Annotated in this window: 19 protein-coding genes; 9 read left to right on the top strand and 10 right to left on the bottom strand. The window is 61.7% G+C overall.

The annotated features are described in order from the left end of the window. Nucleotides 1-24 precede the first annotated feature (24 nt). Genes ACZ0AI_RS12875 through ACZ0AI_RS12865 form a run of 3 tightly spaced genes read left to right on the top strand, consistent with a single transcriptional unit; the run spans nt 25 to nt 3,960 of the window. Nucleotides 25-2,340, top strand: coding sequence for a fimbria/pilus outer membrane usher protein (locus ACZ0AI_RS12875; protein ID WP_463562245.1), 2,316 nt, complete (start codon nt 25-27; stop codon nt 2,338-2,340). An 11-nt stretch (nt 2,341-2,351) separates the two neighbouring features. Next, a complete protein-coding gene (locus ACZ0AI_RS12870; RefSeq protein ID WP_463562244.1) occupies nt 2,352-3,311 on the top strand; it encodes a Csu type fimbrial protein in 960 nt (319 codons plus the stop codon). A gap of 43 nt (nt 3,312-3,354) precedes the next feature. After that, entirely contained in the window at nt 3,355-3,960 is a 606-nt protein-coding gene (locus tag ACZ0AI_RS12865; protein WP_463562243.1) for an HAD family hydrolase, read from the top strand. Here the strand turns inward: ACZ0AI_RS12865 and cueR are convergent. From cueR to ACZ0AI_RS12850, 3 genes are all read right to left on the bottom strand, one after another. Beyond that, entirely contained in the window at nt 3,927-4,358 is a 432-nt protein-coding gene (cueR, locus tag ACZ0AI_RS12860; protein ID WP_463562242.1) for a Cu(I)-responsive transcriptional regulator, read from the bottom strand. The genes ACZ0AI_RS12865 and cueR overlap by 34 nt on opposite strands. Nucleotides 4,359-4,362: 4 nt before the next feature. Beyond that, nucleotides 4,363-6,756, bottom strand: a complete 2,394-nt coding sequence (locus ACZ0AI_RS12855; RefSeq protein WP_463562241.1) for a heavy metal translocating P-type ATPase — start codon at nt 6,754-6,756, stop codon at nt 4,363-4,365. Between the two features lie 98 nt (nt 6,757-6,854). Then, entirely contained in the window at nt 6,855-7,241 is a 387-nt protein-coding gene (locus ACZ0AI_RS12850) for a hypothetical protein (protein ID WP_225838505.1), read from the bottom strand. A gap of 145 nt (nt 7,242-7,386) precedes the next feature. Between ACZ0AI_RS12850 and ACZ0AI_RS12845 the strand changes: the two genes are divergently transcribed. Next, the gene (locus ACZ0AI_RS12845; protein WP_463562240.1) at nt 7,387-7,569 is read left to right on the top strand and encodes a heavy-metal-associated domain-containing protein; all 183 of its coding nucleotides are present in this window, start codon (nt 7,387-7,389) and stop codon (nt 7,567-7,569) included. 76 nt (nt 7,570-7,645) lie between these two features. On the opposite strand, the gene ACZ0AI_RS12840 is transcribed toward ACZ0AI_RS12845, so the two are convergent. Beyond that, nucleotides 7,646-8,266, bottom strand: a complete 621-nt coding sequence (locus ACZ0AI_RS12840; protein ID WP_463562239.1) for a TetR family transcriptional regulator — start codon at nt 8,264-8,266, stop codon at nt 7,646-7,648. Nucleotides 8,267-8,438: 172 nt separating this feature from the next. Here ACZ0AI_RS12840 and ACZ0AI_RS12835 point away from each other — a divergent pair, with 172 nt between their 5' ends. Next, nucleotides 8,439-9,629: a multidrug effflux MFS transporter gene (locus tag ACZ0AI_RS12835; RefSeq protein WP_463562238.1), complete on the top strand. Its 1,191-nt coding sequence runs from the start codon at nt 8,439-8,441 to the stop codon at nt 9,627-9,629. 8 nt (nt 9,630-9,637) lie between these two features. Here the strand turns inward: ACZ0AI_RS12835 and ACZ0AI_RS12830 are convergent, their stop codons facing one another. From ACZ0AI_RS12830 to ACZ0AI_RS12810, 5 genes are all read right to left on the bottom strand, one after another. Further along, complete coding sequence (locus tag ACZ0AI_RS12830; protein WP_463562237.1) at nt 9,638-9,814, bottom strand: hypothetical protein; 177 nt, start codon at nt 9,812-9,814, stop codon at nt 9,638-9,640. Nucleotides 9,815-10,196: 382 nt separating this feature from the next. Beyond that, entirely contained in the window at nt 10,197-10,988 is a 792-nt protein-coding gene (locus ACZ0AI_RS12825; RefSeq protein ID WP_225838517.1) for a Crp/Fnr family transcriptional regulator, read from the bottom strand. A gap of 258 nt (nt 10,989-11,246) precedes the next feature. Next, on the bottom strand, nt 11,247-11,519 hold the full coding sequence (locus tag ACZ0AI_RS12820; RefSeq protein WP_225838519.1) for a TfoX/Sxy family protein: 273 nt from the start codon (nt 11,517-11,519) through the stop codon (nt 11,247-11,249). Nucleotides 11,520-11,628: 109 nt separating this feature from the next. Next, on the bottom strand, nt 11,629-11,985 hold the full coding sequence (locus ACZ0AI_RS12815) for a pentapeptide repeat-containing protein (protein WP_463562236.1): 357 nt from the start codon (nt 11,983-11,985) through the stop codon (nt 11,629-11,631). Between the two features lie 66 nt (nt 11,986-12,051). After that, nucleotides 12,052-13,614 carry a bifunctional aminoglycoside phosphotransferase/ATP-binding protein gene (locus ACZ0AI_RS12810; protein WP_463562235.1) on the bottom strand — a complete coding sequence of 521 codons (1,563 nt, stop codon included), beginning with the start codon at nt 13,612-13,614 and terminating at the stop codon, nt 12,052-12,054. Nucleotides 13,615-13,792: 178 nt separating this feature from the next. Here ACZ0AI_RS12810 and mrcB point away from each other — a divergent pair, with 178 nt between their 5' ends. The 3 genes from mrcB to ACZ0AI_RS12795 are packed head-to-tail and all read left to right on the top strand — an operon-like array spanning nt 13,793 to nt 17,194. After that, the gene (gene mrcB, locus ACZ0AI_RS12805) at nt 13,793-16,111 is read left to right on the top strand and encodes a penicillin-binding protein 1B (protein WP_463562234.1); all 2,319 of its coding nucleotides are present in this window, start codon (nt 13,793-13,795) and stop codon (nt 16,109-16,111) included. A 13-nt stretch (nt 16,112-16,124) separates the two neighbouring features. Continuing rightward, on the top strand, nt 16,125-16,868 hold the full coding sequence (locus tag ACZ0AI_RS12800; protein WP_463562233.1) for a tetratricopeptide repeat protein: 744 nt from the start codon (nt 16,125-16,127) through the stop codon (nt 16,866-16,868). Then, the gene (locus tag ACZ0AI_RS12795; RefSeq protein ID WP_463562232.1) at nt 16,865-17,194 is read left to right on the top strand and encodes a YqcC family protein; all 330 of its coding nucleotides are present in this window, start codon (nt 16,865-16,867) and stop codon (nt 17,192-17,194) included. The genes ACZ0AI_RS12800 and ACZ0AI_RS12795 overlap by 4 nt, the downstream gene beginning before the upstream one ends. Before the next feature lie 18 nt (nt 17,195-17,212). Here ACZ0AI_RS12795 and ACZ0AI_RS12790 read toward each other — a convergent pair whose 3' ends face one another. Continuing rightward, entirely contained in the window at nt 17,213-17,647 is a 435-nt protein-coding gene (locus tag ACZ0AI_RS12790) for a DUF4124 domain-containing protein (RefSeq protein ID WP_463562231.1), read from the bottom strand. A gap of 543 nt (nt 17,648-18,190) precedes the next feature. On the opposite strand from ACZ0AI_RS12790, the gene ACZ0AI_RS12785 reads away from it, so the two are divergent. Continuing rightward, complete coding sequence (locus tag ACZ0AI_RS12785) at nt 18,191-19,921, top strand: acetolactate synthase 3 large subunit (RefSeq protein WP_463562230.1); 1,731 nt, start codon at nt 18,191-18,193, stop codon at nt 19,919-19,921.

The raw sequence follows: 19,921 nt of genomic DNA, 5'->3' as shown, positions 1-19,921 counted from the left end.
GGTCATTGAACGATGCCCTTTGCAATGCGTGTTGCCCTGGCCCATTGGCTCGGCGCTTTGCTGTTGCTGGTGGGGCAGGGGCTGCAGGCGCAGCAGATGCCCGATGAATACGTTCTCTATCTGGAACTGGTGGTCAATGAACTGTCGACCGAGCGGATCGTGCCGGTGACCTATCGCGCCGGCCGCTATCTGCTCGACAGCGACGAGTTGCGCGCTGTCGGCGTGCCGTTGGCCGAGGATGCCAGCGGGTTGCAGGATCTGGCAGACATCCAGGGGCTGCAGAGCGGCTATCAGCAGGAGTTTCAGCAACTGAAACTGACCCTGCCCAGCGATTGGCTGCCCGACCAGGCGGTGGGGCAGACCCAGGTTTATGACGGGATGGCGGCACAGAGCTCGTTCGGGGCACTGCTCAACTACGACTTCTACTACAGCGACAGTGACGAAGGCTCGCGCCTGCTTAACGGCTGGCTGGAGCAGCGGGTGTTCGGCAGCATGGGGCGGCTCAGCAACAGCGGCGTATATCGCCATGCCTTCTCAGGCAACAGTGCTCAGGGCGATGGCTACATTCGCTACGACACCTTCTGGCGCTACAACGACCAGCAGCGGATGCTCAGCTACGAGGCCGGTGACCTGATCACCGGGGCACTGACCTGGAACCGTGCGGTGCGTATCGGCGGGGTGCAGCTGTCACGCAATTTCGGTCTGCGCCCGGATCTGATCACCTATCCGTTGCCCAGCTTCAGCGGCGATGCCGCGGTACCGACCTCGGTGGATCTGCTGATCAACAACAGTCGGGTCAGCAGCGAAATGCTCAACCCCGGCCCCTTCACCATCAGCAGCGTGCCCTTTATCAGCGGCGCGGGCACCGCGACTGTCGTCGCCACCGATGCACTGGGACGTCAGGTGGCCACCGAGGTGCCGTTCTACGTGACCAACACGCTACTGCAGAAGGGGCTTTACGATTACTCGCTGTCCGCCGGCAAGCTGCGTCAGGACTACGGTGTGGAGAACTTCGCCTACGGCAGCCAGGCCGCCAGCGGCACGTTCCGCTATGGCGTGAGCGACGGTTTCACCCTGGAAAGTCATGGTGAAAGCGGTGATGACCTGCGCCTCGGCGGTCTGGGCGGCACCTTCGCGGTAGGCACCTGGGGCACCCTGGGAACCTCGCTTTCCTACAGCGAGCACGCCGGCCAGCGCGGCCAGCAACTGAGCCTGGGCTACAGCTATTACTCACCGTTGTTCGGCCTCGCCATGCAGCGCGTGCAGCGCGACGAAGCCTATGCCGACCTCAGCGTGATCAGCGCCCTGCAGAGCAGCCGTGGGATTTCGGGGCTAGCAAAGACCACCGATCAGGTGACCCTGTCGCTGAACCCCAGGCGCATCGGCAATATCGGCATCGGCTATTTTGCCAGCGAGATGCATGACGGTACCCGCAGCCGCCTGATCAACTTGTCCTGGTCACGTGGGCTGCCTGGCAACAGCAACCTGTTCCTGTCGCTCAACCGCGAAATCGGCGAGCCCGGCTATTCCGCGCTGCTGCAGTGGATGATTCCCTTCGACCTGCGCTCGACCCTCAGCGTCGGCGTGGAACGTGATCGTAACGGTGGCTATCGACAGCGCAGCAACTTCGGGCGCAGTGCACCCAGCGAGGGTGGCGTGGGCTACAACCTGGCCTATGCCGCGGGCAACGGCGACCGCTACGCCCAGGCCGACATGACCTGGCGCGCGCGGCATGCCCAGTATCAGGCTGGCGTCTACGACGATGGCGGGCGGCGCACCTACTGGGGCGATGTCAGCGGCTCCGTGGTGGCAATGGGCGGCGGGGTGTATGCCAGCAACCGCATCGACGACGCCTTCGTACTGGTCAGCACCGATGGCTATGCCGGGGTGCCGGTGAGTTTCGAGCACCAGTTGCTCGGCGAAACCAATTCCCGAGGGCATCTGCTGGTGCCCTGGGTGCCTTCTTACTACCCGGGCCAGTACGCCATCGATTCACTGGGGCTGCCGGCCAATATTCGCACCCCGGAGGTCGAGCGCAGCATCGCGGTGCACGAGGGCAGCGGTGCAATGCTCGACTTCGAGCTGCGCCGGGTGGTGGCGGCGAGCATCGTGCTGATCGACAGTCGCGGTGAAGTGTTGCCCCGTGGCAGTCAGGTGACTTTGCAGGATAGTGACCGGCAGGCCACCGTTGGCTGGGACGGCCTGGTGTATTTTGAAGGGCTGCAGAAAAACAATCGCTTGCAGGTGGCGTTGCCCGATGGCGGTCAGTGCGCCGCGGGGTTTGAACTGGAAAGCCTCGATGAGGAAATGTCCCTGGTGGGGCCACTGACATGTCGTTGAAGGAGGCGAAGGTGAGAGCGATTCTGCTGGCGTTACTGCTGACGTTGCCGGGGCTTGCCGCGGCGGAATGCACCGCGCCGGGATCGACGGTGTCGCTGGGCACCACCAACTCCCTGAGCCTGATCACCACCGCACCCCAGGCAGCCGGTAGCGGTGGCATTCTGTGTACGGGTAGCCTGACGCTGCTGGCCAACAACTTCATGCGCGTCACCCTGAACGGCGCAGCGGTTCTAAGCCGCGATGGCCGGCAGATTCCGTTGCAGGTGTTCACCAACTCCGGTTACACCAACGCCCTGCAGCCTGGCCAGCCCGTTACCCTCAATGGCGCGACCCTGTTGAACCTGGGTGGCAGTGGCGCGACGGTGCCGCTGTATTTTCGTACCGCCACTGGCGCCAACGTACAGGCCGGCACCTATACCGCCACCCTGAGCCTGACCTGGCAGTACGCCGTGTGCACAGGCCTCAGCGCTCTGGGTATATGCACGAACTGGAGTCGCAGCCCAGGGGTGCCACTGCCAACCTGTGTGGTGCTGGTCTGCAACCCGCCGGCCTCCTGGGGAACGGGCAGCCCGGTTACGGTGACGGTCAGCCTGGTGGTCACCAAGGCCTGTGTGATCAGCAATAGCGAGCTGGTGATGGATTTCGGTACCCAGGCGCTGGTCAGCCAGTTCGCGCCGGTTACCCGCAACATCGGTGTCACCTGCACCAATACCGAGGGCTATACCGTGGGCTTCGACAACGGCCAGAACTACCAGGGGCCTTGGCGGCGCATGGCCAGCGGCAGCAATCGGCTCAACTACAACCTGTATTTCCCCAACACCACCACCGTCTGGACTACCAGCCAGACGCAACCGATGGTCGGCAACGGTCTGCAGCAGAGCGTGCCGTTCCTGGGCATCATCGATCCCAACCAGGCCAACGTACCGGTCGGCACCTACACGGACAACGTGACGGTGATCATCATGTACTGAGCAGGTATGCTGCGCTCTCGATTCTGCAGTTGCCGGAGGGGCGATGAGTCTGCAGCGCTACACCCATTGGGTTTTCGATATGGACGGCACCCTGACCATCGCCGTGCATGATTTCGCTGCCATCCGCGTAGCGTTGGATATCCCGGCCGAGGACGACATTCTTCATCACCTGGCCGCGCTTCCCGCGGATGTCTCACGGGCCAAGCATGCCTGGCTGCTCGAGCATGAGCGCGAACTGGCCGTCGCCGCGCGGCCAGCGGCAGGGGCAGTTGCGTTGGTGCGCGGGTTGCACGCGCGCGGGCTGCGCCTCGGCATCCTGACCCGCAATGCCCGTGAGCTGGCGCTGTTGACCCTGCAGGCCATTGGCGTGGACGACTGCTTCGCACCGGCCGACATTCTCGGTCGCGACGAAGCACCGCCGAAACCCGACCCCGGCGGCCTGCTGCACTTGGCTGACCGCTGGCAGGTGGCGCCCCAGGACATGGTCATGGTCGGCGACCATCGCCATGATCTGGCCTGTGGCCGTGCCGCCGGCAGCGCTACCGTGCTGGTGAATCTGCCGACCAATCCCTGGCCGGAATTGAGCGATCACTTCGTCGCCGATTGCACGGCTCTTCAGCGTCTGGCCGTGGGCGCTCCGGCCGTCTGACAACAGGCATCACCAGCCTGCAGGTCATCGAGAATCGGGCAGTCGGGGCGGTGGTCGCCCTGACAGTGATCCACCAGACTCTGCAGCGTGTCGCGCAGGGCTTCGAGCTCGGCGATCTTGCCGTTGAGCGCGTCAATATGCTCCACGGCCAGGGCTTTTACATCGGCGCTGGCCCGTTCGCGGTCGTGCCACAGGGCCAGCAGCTTGCCCGACTCGGCCAACGAGAAGCCCAGGTCACGAGCTCGGCGGATGAAGCGCAGGCGCTGCAGGTCATCGTCGCCGTACTGGCGATAGCCACTTTCGCTGCGCCCGGCGCTGGGCAGCAGGCCGATGGCTTCGTAGTAACGGATCATCTTGGCACTGAGCCCGGTGTGCTTGGCCGCCTGACCGATATTCATCGTTTTACTCCTCGAGGTGCTTGGGCCGCCAGGTTTTCAGCAGCAGGGCATTGCTCACAACGCTGACGCTCGACAGCGCCATGGCCGCGCCCGCGAGCATCGGGTCGAGGAGCCCGAAGGCGGCCAGGGGAATGCCCACTAGGTTGTAGATGAAGGCCCAGAACAGATTCTGGCGGATTTTCGCGTAGGTGCGCCGGGCGATATCCAGGGCGGCGGGTACCAGTCGCGGATCACCGCGCATCAGGGTGATGCCGGCCGCCTGCATCGCCACATCGGTGCCGCCGCCCATGGCGATGCCGACATCCGCTGCAGCCAGGGCAGGGGCGTCGTTGATGCCGTCGCCGACCATGGCCACCACACCAGCGGCTTTCAGCTCACTGATGATCCGCGCCTTGTCCGCAGGCAGAACCTGAGCATGAACCGAGTCGATCCCCAACTGCCTGGCGACAGCCTGTGCACTGCCTTGGTTGTCGCCGCTGATCAGGTGGCTGGCGATATGCCGGCTGCTTAGCGCTCCGATCGCTTCACGGGCGCCTTCTTTCAAGGTATCGCCAAAGGCGAACAGGGCAAGCACACGCGGCTTGGAGCCCGACTCGATCAGCCAGGACAGGGTGCGCCCCTCGGCTTCCCAGGCCTGGGCCGCCATGGCCAGTTCGTGTGGCTCGCTGGCGCCGCTTTCCTGCAGCAGGCGACGATTGCCCAGTTGCAGCGACCGGCCCTCGGCCTGACCGGCAATGCCGAGGCCGGCCAACGCCTGGCTGGCGCTGACAGGCGCAAGCGTCAACGCTGCCTCCTGACAAGCCTGCAACACCGCCTTGGCTAGTGGGTGCTCGCTGCCTTGCTGTAGCGCCCCGGCCAGGCGTAGTGCCTGGTTGGCATCGAGGTCGACGGTTTGTAGGTGGGCGATACGCGGTGCGCCGGAGGTCAGGGTACCGGTCTTGTCGAACGCCACCACCGTCACGCCATGGGCGATCTCCAGGGCTTCGGCATCCTTGATCAGGATGCCGTGCCGGGCCGCCACGCCGGTGCCGGCCATGATTGCCGTTGGCGTTGCCAGGCCCAGGGCGCAGGGGCAGGCGATCACCAGAACGGCCACGGCATTGAGCAGCGCGTTTTCTAGGCCCGCCCCCAGGCTCAGCCAGACGATCAAGGTCAGCAGCGCGATCAGCAGCACCACTGGCACGAATACCTGGCTGACCCTGTCCACCAGCTTCTGGATCGGCGCCTTGGCGGCTTGGGCGTCCTCGACCAGGCGGATGATCCGTGAAAGCACGGTTTCTGCACCCAGAGCGGTGGTCTCGATCAGCAGACGACCCTCGCCGTTGATCGCCCCGGCTGTTACCGAGTCGCCCGGTGCCTTGGCTTGCGGCAGGCTTTCACCACTGATCAGTGCCTCGTCGGCGTGGCTGTCGCCTTCGAGCACTTTGCCGTCGACCGGAAATCGCTCGCCCGGCCTGACCAGTACCTGGTCGCCCAAGCTCAGTGCACTGACGGCAACTCGTTGCTCGATGCCGCCCTGCAGGCGCGTGGCCTCATCGGGGCGTAACGCCTGCAGCGCACGGATGGCACTGGTGGTCTGACGCTTGGCGCGGCTTTCCAGGTATTTGCCCAGCAGGATCAGGGCGATGATCACTGCAGAGGCTTCGAAATACAGATGGGGTGTGCCCCCCGCCGGGGTGATCGCCCACTGATAGAGGCTCAGGCCGTAACCGGCGCTGGTGCCCAGGGCGACCAGCTGATCCATATTGCCGGAGCCGCTGCGCAGGGCGTTCCAGGCGGCTCGGTAAAAGCGCGCACCGAGGACGAACTGCACCGGTGTAGCGAGTAGGAATTGTGCCCAGGCTGGCAGCATCAGGTGCACGCCGAAGGGCACCAGCAGCATCGGCAAGACCAGCGGCGCGGCGAGCAGCAAGGCCAGTGCCAGTCGCCAGCGCTCGGCCTGCAAGCGGCGGTCGTTGGCGTCGCCATGCGCCTTTGGTGCATCCACTGTGCTGGCCAAATAGCCGACGGCCGACACCGCCGCCAGCAGCGCCTGGGTATCGACACCGGTGACCACCTGCACGCGGGCTTGCTCGGTGGCCAGGTTGACGCTGACCGCCAGCACGCCGGGCTGCCTGCTCAGCGCGCGCTCGACGCGACCCGCGCAACTGGCGCAGGTCATGCCGGAAATAGCCAGATCCAGGCTTTCACTGGGTATCTCGTAGCCAGCTTTCTGTACGGCCGCCACCAATGCCGGTAGTTGCTCGGCAGGTGCTTCGACACGCGCACGCTCGCTGGCCAGGTTGACGCTGGCTTCAGTGACCTGAGGGACACCTCGCAAGGCGCGCTCGACCCGACCGGCGCAGGTTGCGCAGGTCATACCGGCGATCGGCAAGTCGAGGGTGGGCGGCGTGGGCATGATCATCTCCGGCGAATCCTGGCGGGTATGTACAGGATCAACCTTGACCTATGGGGAAGGTCAAGCCCCAGAGATGCTCATGTGGCAGGCAGGCAGGATTACTGGCTGGACGGTGCCGGAGTCAGGTAGGGGCCGGATGGGCTTAGGCCGATGCGATAGCGACGAATCTCGCCGGCAGTCAGGCTCAGCCGCTGGCTGTCGAGCGGGGTGATACCGGCCTGGCAGCTTTCGGTGCCGATCATGCCCAGGCGCACCGACACATCGCCGGGCGGCAGGTTGAAGGACACCGACTGGCCCTGGAACAGCCGTGCGGCCAGCTGATCCTGCAGGTAGACGCCGAACTCGCATGGCGATGCCACTTCCAGGCGCTCGCGGGAGATGATCAGTACGGCATAGCCATCTCCCAGGGTGGTATGCGATGGCAGTACCTGGGCGAGGGCTGGCAAAGGCAGAGCGAGAAACAATGAGAAGAGGAGGCGGCGCATGGTCAGACCAGATGGCTATGGGGTTTTTCAGAGCTTGGCCGAGGTTGGCCGGTTCAACAAGTTCGAGGGTTGACCTTGACCCGATGGCAAGCTCGATACTTTTCCACTAATCGAATGATTGCCCACGAGGGCAGAGGAGATGACGATGCAGATATTCAAGGTAGATGGCATGACATGCGCCCATTGTGAGCGCTCGATCACCGATGCCGTACAGGCGATCGATGCCTCGGCGCAGGTGCAGGTGGATCTGAGCGCAGGCGAGGTCAGGGTGCTGGACCTCGCATCCGGTCGATCAGGTGCTCAAGGCGATCATCGACTCGGGCTATAAGGCCGAAGCGTTGCCTACGGGGCGAACCTAGGCCTGCAAACAGTGATGCCAGGTCAGGCCACACTGCCAGTCGCTGCTAGTTCCAATCGCTGATCAGGCCGCGAAACAGCCCGTCGATCATCACCGGCCCGTCGTTCTGCGGGTCGAACAGGCTGTTGTCGCGCAGCCAGTCGCTGAGCATGCCGACGATCAGCGCGTGCAAGGTGCGCGCTGCGAGACGCGGCGTCATGCCCGGTCGAAGCCGAGGCTGCGCGGACGAATGCGCGAAAATCGCCTCGCAGAGGTCGATGAATTGATTGATGAAGGCTTCGTGGCGCTCTTCGGCCTCGCGCAGCTCCTCGGTGAACTCGCAGCGATGCAGCAGGATCGTGAAGATGCGCCGCTTCTGCTCGTCCAGCGCGATACCCGCGATACCTTCCACGCAAAGCTCGCGCAGTGACTGCAAGCCGTCGCCGGATTGGCTCTCTTGCAGGTGCCTGGCCAGTTGCTCCGGGGGCAGGCGCACCTGGCTGAGCATGTCGTGAAACAGATGAGCCTTGTTCTGAAAGTGCCAATAGACCGCGCCGCGGGTCACGCCCGCATGCTTAGCGATATGCTCAAGGCTGGTGTGGGCGACGCCTTTTTCCAGAAACAGCATCTCGGCGGATGCCAGAATGGTGTTGCGGGTCAGTTCTGCTTGCTCTTTGGTTCGACGCATACGACAGGAATCAAATCGGTTCAGGAATGGCGAGTGTAATTATTTTTTTGTCCCAAGGTTTGTTTTACAGACGAACTTGTATGTAATTGTCGGCATCCATTCTTTAAGGAGCCTCCAGCGCTCCGCCCGTTGACCCGGCCCGGAGCCGGGACTCTCGTCGAGTACCTTGCAAATGACGTTTCGCCTGTTACTGATCCTTGGCGCACTCAGTGCCTTCGGCCCCTTGGCCATCGACTTCTACCTGCCCAGTTTTCCCGCCTTGGCGCTGGCCTTCGATACTGACACCGAGCATGTTCAGCTTTCCCTGGCCTCCTACTTCGCTGGTCTGGCCATCGGGCAGTTGCTCTATGGCCCGTTGGCTGACCGTTTCGGGCGGCGCATTCCGCTGCTCGTCGGGGTATCACTGTTCACTCTCGCCTCGCTGGCCTGCGCCGTGGCGCCCAGCCTGGAGTGGCTGATCGTCGCGCGCTTCGTGCAGGCCTTGGGCGGTTGCGCCGGCATGGTGGTGTCGCGCGCCGTGGTGCGCGACCTGTGTGACCCGATCAGCTCGGCTAAAGTGTTCTCGCAACTGATGCTGGTGATGGGGCTAGCGCCGATCCTCGCGCCCGTGGCGGGCGGGCTGCTGCTCAACCTGTTCGGCTGGCCATCGATATTCGTTTGCCTGACGCTGTTCAGCGCGGCTTGCCTGGTCGCCTTGTATCTGTGGCTGCCGGAAACCCTGAACCCCAATGTCGAACCGGCTCCGCTGCGCGGCGCGCTCGGTGAATATCGCCGGCTGTTCGCCGATCTGCCCTTTATCGGCCATGCCCTGACGGGGGGGCTGGCGATTGCCGGCATGTTTGCGTACATCGCCGGCTCGCCCTTCGTGTTCATCGAACTCTATGGCATTGCGCCAGAACACTACGGCTGGCTGTTCGGTACCAACGCCGCTGGCTTCATCCTGGCGGCACAGGTCAACGCCTGGCTGGTATCACGCCAGGGGCCGGCCTACTGGGCCAGGCGCATCGTCTGGTTCTATCTGGGTTGTGGCACGCTGTTGCTGCTGTTGTCGTGGGTGCATACCCAGTCACTTTGGCCGCTGATGGTGCCGCTGTTCGGCTGCATTGCGTCGCTGGGCATTCTGCTGCCGAACACCTCGGCCTGCGCCATGGCAGGGCAGGGGCGTCATGCGGGAAGCGCATCGGCACTGATGGGCAGCCTGCAATTCACCATCGCCGCCACTGCCGCGTCCATGGTCGGCGTGCTGCACGACGGCAGCGCCGTACCGATGGCGTTGGTGATCTTCTGTTGCGGCATGCTGGCAGTGCTGGCTTCGCGCTTCACCCGCTGGGCTGAGAAGCGCGCCGGGCACCCCCACGGCTGACCCGATGTTCAGCTTGCCATGCGTTGCCTCTCCGGCAGCGCGTGGGGGGCCTGCACTCTCGCTTCGAGGGTCGCCACGAACTGGCGCGCTTCCCCTTCGCTGCGAAAACTGACCTGATGCTTGCCGAGACTCACTTGCCAGTGAATGCCGAGAGGGCCTTTTAACGCACGTATCCGGATATTCATGAGGGTGACTCCCAGTGAGCGTGCGGACAGTCTAGCCGCAACTGGGGTAACCGCTCTGATGCAGATCAACGAGGCGACGGACGTCACTTCTCGGCGAGTGAAACGCGGTAGAAACATTTCCTGCAGGCAAAAAAAGACCCGGCAAAGAGCCGGGTCAATAACCGTGATTAGCCTGATGAGGAGATAATCTGAAGAGTCCGACCTAAGGTCTCTTTAGCTTATCGGCTGATCTCGCGATCAGTTGATGTAAATAATAGCAATTCTCATTTCTCAGTCAACGGCTAATTGGAAATTATTTTCATTCATCGCGGCGATAGCCTTTTGCAGGCCTTGAAACGACGAACCCCGGTACTTGGCCGGGGTTCGATAACAGCTTGTAAGCTCAACCGGGCTGACGTAGCCCGGTGACTTCCTTGTTGAGCAGGTCGATGCGCCGCGCCATGCTCTCGACGAGGCTATGGGCGATGCGCGGGTTGCTTTCCATCAGGCTGAGGAACTGATCCTTGGGGATCACCATCACCGTGCAGGCTTCACTGGCAACCACCGTGGCACTGCGCTTTTCATGGGTGAACACGGCCATGGCGCCGAAAATCTCGTCTTTCTGCACGTCGCCTACCTTCAAACCGTCTACGAAGGCTTCGGCATGCCCCTCGATGATGATGAATACGTGATCTGCTTCGTCGCCCTGATGGATCAGCGAGTCGCCTTTGCCAAAGTGCTTGAAGCCGGTGGCAGGCCGTACTTCCGGCTGTTTGATGCGCGCCAGTGCGTCTGAAAGCAGGGCGGTGTGGCCCACCAGGTACTGAATGAACAGTTCCTGACGAGGCTCGCTGGCATAGATGTGCTTGAACACTTCGCTGCGCGAATAGGGAATCAGCGTCACTGGTTCGTCGCTGGTATAGCGGCAGGTTGGTAGATCAATACCTTGGCGCAAGCCAACCAGGTCGCCTTCCTGCAAGTAGAACAGCGGCCGCTCATCGACCAGGGCATGTAGCAAGCCGTTGTCGATGATGAATAATTGGTTGCCCGGCAGTTCGCTCGCCAGATCCTCGCTGCGCTCGACTTGTAGCGCTACGCCGCATGGGCTTAGCCCGTCGAGTAATTTCCCGGGGATGCTCTGCAATCGGCTGATCAGTTGGTCGGCGTAGGCCGGTTGTTCCCCGAGTAAATACATGATGATTCCTTGAGCTACTCATGCTGGATGCGCACGAAAATCCCTGAGACGATAATCTGCGCCGCGCTCCAGGTAAATCGCTCTCGCTAGAGGTTGTGAACCAACGCGTATTCTACGCCAGTACAGTGACACCTAAGCCCGCGTTATCGGGGCTATGCAGCCTCATGAATTTTGACGGGCCGGGTCAGACAGACTGGTCGTTGCGAGCGCGGCGAGACCAATCATTACGAATGAAGCGCCCTTTGCAATGGAGCAGAATTAGATCTTACTGTCGTTGGCCGCTTCTTCGAGTTGTAGGTTGAGACTCGCCTTGCGGGTTGGCGGCAACTCGCTCCAGTGAACGTCCAGCAGGGCGCCTTCAATAGCATAGAGCAGAACTTTGGAAGCCCTGAACCCGCGTGCCCGGACGGCTCTATAAGCATCGACCGCGCCGTAGCGGCGTAAGTCATCTGGATTGTGGATGCCGACGGCGTGAAGCCACTGCGACGAGGTCTTGCCCAAGTTTTTAAGATGCTGCAGTTCGTCGTTCACTGAATCTCCTTTTCGCAGCCGTTTTGCAGATGGGTGCTGCGTGGCCGCCCTATTGGGAGAAAGTGTAGCGGCCGTTGGGGCAGGTGCTCGAATGGTGCGTTACACGCTGCTACAGGTGGTTGGGATGCGTGCGGTATCGCAAGCGTGTGCCAAAGTTCATCGACATGAGAATTTCATCGGCACTCAACTCGGCAGGGAAATAGGCGCCGGATATTTGCGCATGGGCAATGCTGGCGCCTTCGAGCTGTGCAGTACGTAGGTCTACGCCGCGCAGGTCGGCCCCACGGAAGTAGGCATTGCGAAAGTCGATGCTTTCGGCGTTAAGGGTACGCAGATCAAGGCCGCGAAAATCGCCACCGCTCAGGTCGATGTCAACGCCTTGCGGCCGCTGCGCGTTGAAGGCGGCGACATCATCGTTATGCAGAAGGCGGTAGAGGGGACTATCCAGCTGGCTGGGTTGACTCATGATGGCAGTGATCCGATGGGGGCTCACTGCCAGTATAGAGCGGCTTGGCGGCGTTGCTCGACAGGTTTACAGGTTTGGGAAGCGCAGGCGAATGACGTTGACCAGTTCGTTGAGGCTAGCGCTGTCGTGGGTGTCTACACGCTTGCTATGCGCCAGTTCGCTTTCGTCGAGAGCGTCCTGCCCGGCACGCTGGGCTTCGATCACCTGCAGCGTGGCGTCGGAAGGGTCATCGCCCTGTAGCTGACGCTGCTGCAGCCAGCTGTTGATGACCGAATCGGGCGCCTGACAGTCGGCGATTAGGAAGGGCACCCCGGTCTCTTCGGCGATCAGTTGGGCTGCCTGGCGCTGCGGGCGTTTGAGGTAGGTGGCGTCGAGCACCACCGGGTAACCCGCATGCAGTGCCAGATCGGCCAGTTGATTCAGACGCTCGTACACCGACTTGCTGGCATCGTCGCTATAAATGCCGGTATTCAGCTGATCGTCGGCATTCGCCTCTTGTTCGCCCAGCAGGCGTTTGCGCTCGACATCCGAACGGATGCGTATTGCGCCGAGGGCCTCGACCAGGCGTAGCGCGACCTGGCTCTTGCCGACCGCCGATACGCCATGAGTAACGGCCAGGAAGCGCGCCGGAATGGCGCTGTAACTTTCCGCCAGGCTGGCGTAACCGCGGTACTGGCGCAGGATCACCGCTCGTTGCACGGCATCCTGCTCCTGGCCAAGGCGGAACAGCGCGACCTTGGCGCGTACCAGCGCGCGGTGGGTCTTGTAGAGATTGAACACCTTCAGAGAGCCGTAATCGCCAGTGTGCTCCAGCCAGCCGTTGAGCAGGCGCCGTGCCAGGCACTTGAGGCCGCGGTCTTCAAGATCCATGACCAAGAAGGCGGTATCCAGTGCGATGTCGGTCAAGCGGAAAGGCTCGTTGAACTCGATGCAGTCAAACAGCGTGGCCTGGCCGTCCAGTAGCGTGGCATTGCCGAGGTGAATGTCACCGTGGCACTCACGGATGAAACCATCGCGGGCTCTGGCCTCAAGATCTGGCCACAGGCGCTCGAGGCTGGTTTCCACCCAGCTTTCCAGGGCGTCCAATTGCTGCAGATCGGCCTTGTCGTTGAGCATCGGGCGGATCTGCTCGAAGTTCTGTCGTAACGGCGCAACGATGGCCGTGGCATTGCACAGCGAGTGGTCGCTGGCGACCTGAGGCGTTTCCTGGTGAAAGTCGGCGATCTGTTTGGCCAGTGCGTCGATATGCGTTTCGTTCAGTTCTCCCCGAGCTTGTACCTGAGCCAGAAGTTGCTCTTGGGGGAACTGACGCATCTTCAGGGCGTATTCGATGATTGAGCCTTCGCCATCCAGTCGTGGGGCATCGGCGCTGCCGCTGATCGGCAGCACCTCCAGATACAAATCCTGAGTCAGGCGCTGATTGAGGCGTAGCTCCTCCTGACAGAAGTGCTGGCGGGACTCCAGGGACGTGAAGTTGAGGAAGCCGAAATCCACCGGTTTCTTGATCTTGTAGGCGTAAGGGCCGGTCAGTACGACCCAGGAAATATGGGTCTCGATGACACTGAAACCGTCCACCGGGTGCGGATAAAGGGCCGGGTTCTGCAAGGCGGTAATCAGGGCTTGGCTCACGGGTGATCCTTGACTTGGATAGGAGGAGAACAGGCGCGCATTATGGCGCCTCGCTGCAAGGGTGCAAATCGATAGGCGGCAATCCTGTTTCAGCGCGACCTGCAGTGCTGTTGCGAAACGTGAACAGCCTCTCGGCAGTGCCTGCCGACGTTTCGCAAAGTGCGTATAATGCCGCGCCATGACTCGTACCCGATCTTCTCGCTCCCGTTCCAAACGCCGCCCCCGTGGCATGCGCCCCTTGCTGGGCTGGGCTGTAAAGCTTGGCCTGGTGGGTTTGGTGCTGTTCGCCGGTTTTGCGGTTTACCTCGATGCCATCGTTCAGGAGAAATTCTCCGGCAAGCGCTGGACTGTTCCGGCCAAGGTCTATGCCCGGCCTTTGGAGTTGTTCGTTGGTCAGAAACTGGCCAAGGATGATCTGCTCAAGGAGATGGATGCCCTCGGCTATCGTCGTGAAAGCTCGGTAAATGGCCCGGGTGCCGTGGCCGTGTCGGGCAATAATATTTCCCTGCATTCGCGCGGCTTCCAGTTCTACGAGAGTGCTGAGCAGGCGCAGCAGGTCAATGTGCGCTTCTCCGGCGATTATGTCGCGGCGCTGACCAGGGCCGACGGCAAAGACTTGGCTGTGGCGCGTCTGGAGCCGATGCTGATCGGCGGTCTGTACCCTGCACATCAGGAAGACCGTGTGCTGATCAAACTCGATCAGGTGCCTGCCTATCTGGTGGAAACCCTGGTGGCCGTCGAGGATCGGGAGTTCTTCAATCATTACGGCGTATCGCCGAAGTCCATCGCCCGTGCCGTGTGGGTCAACGCCACTGCCGGCCAATTGCGCCAGGGTGGCAGTACCCTGACTCAGCAGTTGGTGAAGAACTTCTACCTGACCAACGAGCGCAGCCTGACCCGCAAGATCACCGAAGCCATGATGGCGGTGCTGCTGGAACTGCATTACGACAAGCGCGAGATTCTTGAGGCGTACCTCAACGAGGTGTTCCTCGGTCAGGACGGCCAACGCGCCGTGCACGGCTTCGGGCTGGCCAGCCAGTATTTCTTCAGTCAGCCGCTTTCCGAGCTCAAGCTCGATCAGGTGGCGCTGTTGGTGGGTATGGTCAAGGGGCCTACCTTCTATAACCCGCGCCGCAACCCTGAGCGGGCACTGGCCCGGCGTAACCTGATTCTCGACCTGCTGGCCGAGCAGGGCGTGGTATCCCCGGAAGAAGCCGCCGCCGCCAAAGAGCGCCCGCTGGGCGTCACCCAGCGCGGCAGCATGGCCAATGGTTCGTTCCCCGCGTTCCTCGACCTGGTTCGCCGTCAACTTCGTCAGGATTACCGTGATGAGGATTTAACCGAAGAAGGGCTGCGCATCTTCACCAGTTTTGATCCGATCCTGCAGCTCAAGGCCGAAGATGCATTGGCTGAAACCTTCAAACGTCAGGCTGGACGCAAGGGTTCCGACCAGGTCGAAGCTGGCATGGTGGTCACCAATCCTGAGACCGGTGAGATCCAGGCCTTGATCGGCAGCCGCCAACCACGCTTTGCCGGGTTCAACCGTGCGTTGGACGCGGTGCGGCCCATTGGCTCGCTGATCAAACCGGCAATCTATCTGACCGCTCTCGAGCGCCCCAGCCAGTACACCCTGACCAGTCGCGTGCTGGACGAACCGTTCTCAGTGAAGGGCCAGGATGGTCAGGTATGGAAACCACAGAACTACGATCGCAAGGCACACGGCAGCATTTATCTGTATCAGGGCCTGGCCAACTCCTACAACCTGTCCACCGCCAAACTAGGCTTGGAACTGGGCGTGCCGAACGTGCTCAAAACCCTCGAGCGCCTAGGTGTGTCGCGGCAGTGGCCAGCCTATCCGTCGATGTTGCTGGGTGCCGGTGCGCTGACGCCGCTGGAAGTGACAGGCATGTACCAGACGCTGGCTAGCGGTGGCTTCAATACGCCGTTGCGCGGGATTCGTAGCGTACTGACCGCCGAAGGCGAGCCGCTCAAGCGCTATCCGTATCAGATTCAGCAGCGTTTCGACGCAGGCTCCATTTACCTGCTGCAAAACGCCATGCAGCGCACCATGCGTGAAGGCACTGGCCGCTCGGTTTACAGCCAGCTGCCAGGCTCGCTGACCCTGGCAGGCAAGACCGGTACCAGTAACGATTCGCGGGACAGCTGGTTCGCTGGTTTCAGCCAAGACATCTTGGCCGTGGTGTGGATGGGCCGTGACGACAACGGGCCGACTCCGTTTACCGGCGCGACCGGTGCGTTGCAGGCCTGGACGGGCTTCATGCGGCGGGCCGACCCGCTGCCGCTGGACATGCCGATGCCGGACAACGTGGTGCAGGCATGGGTGGATGCAGCGACCGGGCAGGGCTCGGCAGAGAATTGTCCGGGTGCCGTACAGATGCCGTATATTCGCGGCAGCGAGCCGGCTCCTGGGTCAGGTTGTGGTATTCAGGCCCCCGTCGACTCGGTGATGGATTGGGTGAAAGGCTGGTTGGAATAGAGAGAGGTTTGACGTGAGTAAGTGGTTGATTCCCGTTTTGACTGCCTCGGTGGTGCTGGGAGGTTGTGCCAGCGTGCCGCGTGGTTCCATTCCGGTCGTGGATTCCGGTACATCTGCGTATGAGCAGGACGATCGACCCGGCAATGGCTACAGCAATGCGCCTGCAGCGACGCAGCAACCGGCTCAGCCCTCGTCGGATGATGCCGGCGTGGTGGTGATGGTGCCAGGCGGCGGTAACCCGTCGGCGCCAATCGATACCTATGCGGCGCCGGCTGGGGCTTCCGCCAACGGAGGCGGGCTGACATTCGACGAGCCACCGCTGAGTAGCGAACCGTTGGGCTCGACGACTTACGGCAGTGCGCCGCCGTCTCAGCCGTCGACGCCGAGCGGCATCCCCAGTGCTAATAGCGGTGGCTTGGCTGCCGATGAACAACTGGATGGCCCGGTACTGGCACTGCTGACCAGTGCGCAACAGCAGCAGACTGGCGGCGACCTCAATGGCGCCGCTTCCAGTCTGGAGCGCGCGCAGCGTATTGCCCCGCGTGAACCGCAGGTTCTCTATCGTCTTGCCGAGGTGCGTCTGGCCCAGGGCGATGCCGCTCAAGCCGAGCAGTTCGCCCGTCGTGGCCTTAGCTACGCCAGCGGTCGTCCGGCTCTGCAGGCCAGCTTGTGGGATCTGATTGCCAAGTCCCGTGAGCAGCAGGGTGACGCAGCAGGTGCGGCCCAGGCTCGTGAGCGTGCGCGAGTCAATCTGTGACGGCTGCACCAATAACTCATATCGCCGATCAGCTGTTGCTGGTCGAGCGCGCGTTGCGGGTGCAGGGCTGGTGGGACGTAGCACCGCCGAGCGAGGAGGCGCTGGCCAGTGAGCAGCCGTTCTGTGTAGACACGCTGGACTTCGCTCAGTGGCTGCAGTGGATCTTCCTGCCACGCATGAAGGCCATTATCGAATCTGGTGCCGATCTGCCCGCCGTATCCGGCATTCTGCCCATGGCTGAGCAGGTCTATGGTGCGAACAGCCGTGCTGCAGCCGAATTGCTCAAGGCGCTCGGCGATTTCGACCGGCTGATTACTGCGGGCTGAAGCCCGCAGCCTTTCTCGTTACTTGCAGTTCTCGCCGATCGCTTTCTTGCTATCGGCTATGCGCTGCTGACGCTCATCTTCGCCGAGACGGCGCATCTCTCCACCATCTTCCACGCGCACCCGCGGGTTGTTCTCCAGCTGTGCGAGATTGTTGCGCTGGTTCTCGCAGTACTTGCGTAGTTGCGCTTGCTGCTCGGCCACTTCCTTCTTGACCTTGGCGTCGGCTGCTGCCTGTTCCGGGTCGGCTATGTCCTGAAAGGTCGGTGCTGGCTTCGACTCCGTGGACGGTGGTGGCGGTGTGGCCTTATTGACGGTGCTGGCTTGCTGACCCTGCGGCGGTTGTTCGCTGAAATGGGTGACGCCTTGGGCGTCGACCCACTTGTATACCTGGCCGGCCATGGCGGTGGTGCTCAGCGCGAGCGCCAAGCTGGTGGTGATGAGCATGCGGCGCATGGGAATTCCTTTTAGGGCAGTTTTGCCGAACCTTGCAGGGCCGGAACGGGATTTCAGGGGCAGTGCCTCGCGCAGCGGACGCACATGGCGGCAGTGCGGAGTCTCTGCTGATTACTATAACCAAATCGGTTGGTTGTCCATCCTGCGCTGCTTCACATCGGCATGGGATTTTCGTGGTTCACGGCACTCTTTGGCTGCGGCGAGCGTGGATATCCCCTGCGAATCGCATATTCCATCACGGATTACTTGACTTGCCGTCTTCGAATAACAACAATCGAATGCTCGCTGCAGTGGGGTCAGCCGCAAGCTGGCTCCAGCTCAGTAGACATGAGGCGCTACCCGTGCCGACCCTTCGTTACACCCGCAACGCGTTACCTCGCGCTGGGTGGGAAAGTCCCGCAACACATCAGGGATTGTCCCAATACTTGCTCAGTTGTAGCTGACGTAGTCGGCGACCACAGTCGCTCATGCTCTGCTGACAGTAAACCTACTCGGGCCGTACCTGCAAAAGGGCGGTTTTCTGGCGTTTTAGAGGTGAACAACGTGGAGCTTTTATCCGGCGCTGAAATGGTCGTCCGCTCATTGCGTGACGAAGGCGTTAAGTACATCTACGGGTACCCGGGCGGTGCCCTCCTGCACATTTACGATGCCTTGTTCAAAGAGCCGGAAGTGACGCACATCCTGGTTCGTCACGAGCAGGCGGCGACCCACATGGCAGACGGTTATGCCCGTGCCACTGGCAAAGCCGGTGTGGTACTGGTTACCTCCGGTCCAGGCGCAACCAATGCCGTTACCGGTATCGCCACTGCCTACATGGATTCGATCCCAATGGTGATCCTCTCCGGTCAGGTGGCCAGCACCGTGGTTGGCACTGATGCCTTCCAAGAAGTCGACATGGTCGGTATTTCTCGCCCGATCGTTAAGCACAGCTTCATCATCAAGCATCCTTCGGAAATCCCCGAAGTGATCAAGAAGGCTTTCTATCTTGCCGAGTCTGGGCGTCCCGGCCCTGTGGTCGTGGATATTCCCAAGGACATGGGCGACCCGACGCAGAAGTTCGAATACAGCTACCCGAAAAAGGTCAAGCTGCGCTCCTATAGCCCTGCGGTTCGTGGGCACTCCGGGCAGATTCGCAAAGCCGCGGAAATGCTGATCGCGGCCAAACGGCCGATCATCTATGCCGGCGGCGGTGTGATTCTCGGTGGCGCGTCTGCGCACCTGACCGAACTGGCTCGCGCGCTGAACGTGCCGGTCACCAATACCTTGATGGGCCTTGGCGCCTACCCAGGCGATGATCGCCAGTTCGTCGGTATGCTCGGCATGCATGGTAGCTACACTGCCAACCTGGCCATGCACCATGCCGATGTGATTTTGGCAGTCGGTGCGCGCTTCGACGACCGGGTCATCAACGGTGAAACCGCGGCCAAGTTCTGCCCGAATGCGAAGATCATCCATATCGATATCGACCCGGCGTCGATTTCCAAGACGGTCAAGGCCGATATCCCAATCGTCGGCCCGGTCGATAGCGTGTTGATCGAGATGGTCGCAGCACTCAAGGAAATCGAGCTGCGTCCGGACAGCGAGTCGCAAGCCACCTGGTGGAAGCAGATCGAAGAATGGCGCGGCGGTGGGCGCCTATTCCCTTATAACGAGGGTGACGGAAGCATCATCAAGCCACAGACCGTGATCGAGACCTTGTCTGAAGTGACCAAGGGCGATGCCTTCATCAGCTCCGATGTCGGTCAGCACCAGATGTTCGCAGCCCAGTACTATCGTTTCAACAAGCCAAACCGTTGGATCAACTCCGGTGGCCTGGGCACCATGGGCTTCGGCTTCCCGGCGGCCATGGGCGTCAAGCTGAACTTCCCGGATAGCGACGTAGCCTGCGTCACCGGTGAGGGCAGCATCCAAATGAACATTCAGGAACTGTCGACCTGCCTGCAGTACGACCTGCCGGTAAAGATCATCAACCTGAACAATGGCGCGCTGGGCATGGTTCGCCAGTGGCAGGACATGCAGTACAGCAGCCGTTACTCGCACTCCTACATGGAATCGTTGCCTGACTTCGTCAAGCTGGCTGAGTCTTACGGGCACGTGGGCATGCGCATCACTGATCTGAAAGACCTCAAGCCGAAGATGGAAGAGGCCTTTGCGATGAAGAGTCGCTTGGTGTTCCTCGACATCGCCGTGGATACCAGCGAGCACGTCTACCCGATGCAAATTCGGGGTGGGGCGATGCGCGACATGTGGCTGAGCAAGACGGAGCGTACCTGA

The organism is Pseudomonas sp. AC355, assembly GCF_979258205.1.
The sequence above is the reverse complement of the archived record's forward strand: the minus strand, read 5'-3'. Positions and strand labels throughout refer to the sequence as shown.

Coding starts and splice junctions, on each gene's coding strand:
- ACZ0AI_RS12875 (WP_463562245.1), top strand. CDS start 25: ATGCGTGTTGCCCTGGCCCATTGGCTCGGCGCTTTGCTGTTGCTGGTG.
- ACZ0AI_RS12865 (WP_463562243.1), top strand. CDS start 3,355: ATGAGTCTGCAGCGCTACACCCATTGGGTTTTCGATATGGACGGCACC.
- cueR (WP_463562242.1), bottom strand. CDS start 4,358: ATGAATATCGGTCAGGCGGCCAAGCACACCGGGCTCAGTGCCAAGATG.
- ACZ0AI_RS12855 (WP_463562241.1), bottom strand. CDS start 6,756: ATGCCCACGCCGCCCACCCTCGACTTGCCGATCGCCGGTATGACCTGC.
- ACZ0AI_RS12850 (WP_225838505.1), bottom strand. CDS start 7,241: ATGCGCCGCCTCCTCTTCTCATTGTTTCTCGCTCTGCCTTTGCCAGCC.
- ACZ0AI_RS12845 (WP_463562240.1), top strand. CDS start 7,387: ATGCAGATATTCAAGGTAGATGGCATGACATGCGCCCATTGTGAGCGC.
- ACZ0AI_RS12840 (WP_463562239.1), bottom strand. CDS start 8,266: ATGCGTCGAACCAAAGAGCAAGCAGAACTGACCCGCAACACCATTCTG.
- ACZ0AI_RS12835 (WP_463562238.1), top strand. CDS start 8,439: ATGACGTTTCGCCTGTTACTGATCCTTGGCGCACTCAGTGCCTTCGGC.
- ACZ0AI_RS12830 (WP_463562237.1), bottom strand. CDS start 9,814: ATGAATATCCGGATACGTGCGTTAAAAGGCCCTCTCGGCATTCACTGG.
- ACZ0AI_RS12825 (WP_225838517.1), bottom strand. CDS start 10,988: ATGTATTTACTCGGGGAACAACCGGCCTACGCCGACCAACTGATCAGC.
- ACZ0AI_RS12815 (WP_463562236.1), bottom strand. CDS start 11,985: ATGAGTCAACCCAGCCAGCTGGATAGTCCCCTCTACCGCCTTCTGCAT.
- mrcB (WP_463562234.1), top strand. CDS start 13,793: ATGACTCGTACCCGATCTTCTCGCTCCCGTTCCAAACGCCGCCCCCGT.
- ACZ0AI_RS12790 (WP_463562231.1), bottom strand. CDS start 17,647: ATGCGCCGCATGCTCATCACCACCAGCTTGGCGCTCGCGCTGAGCACC.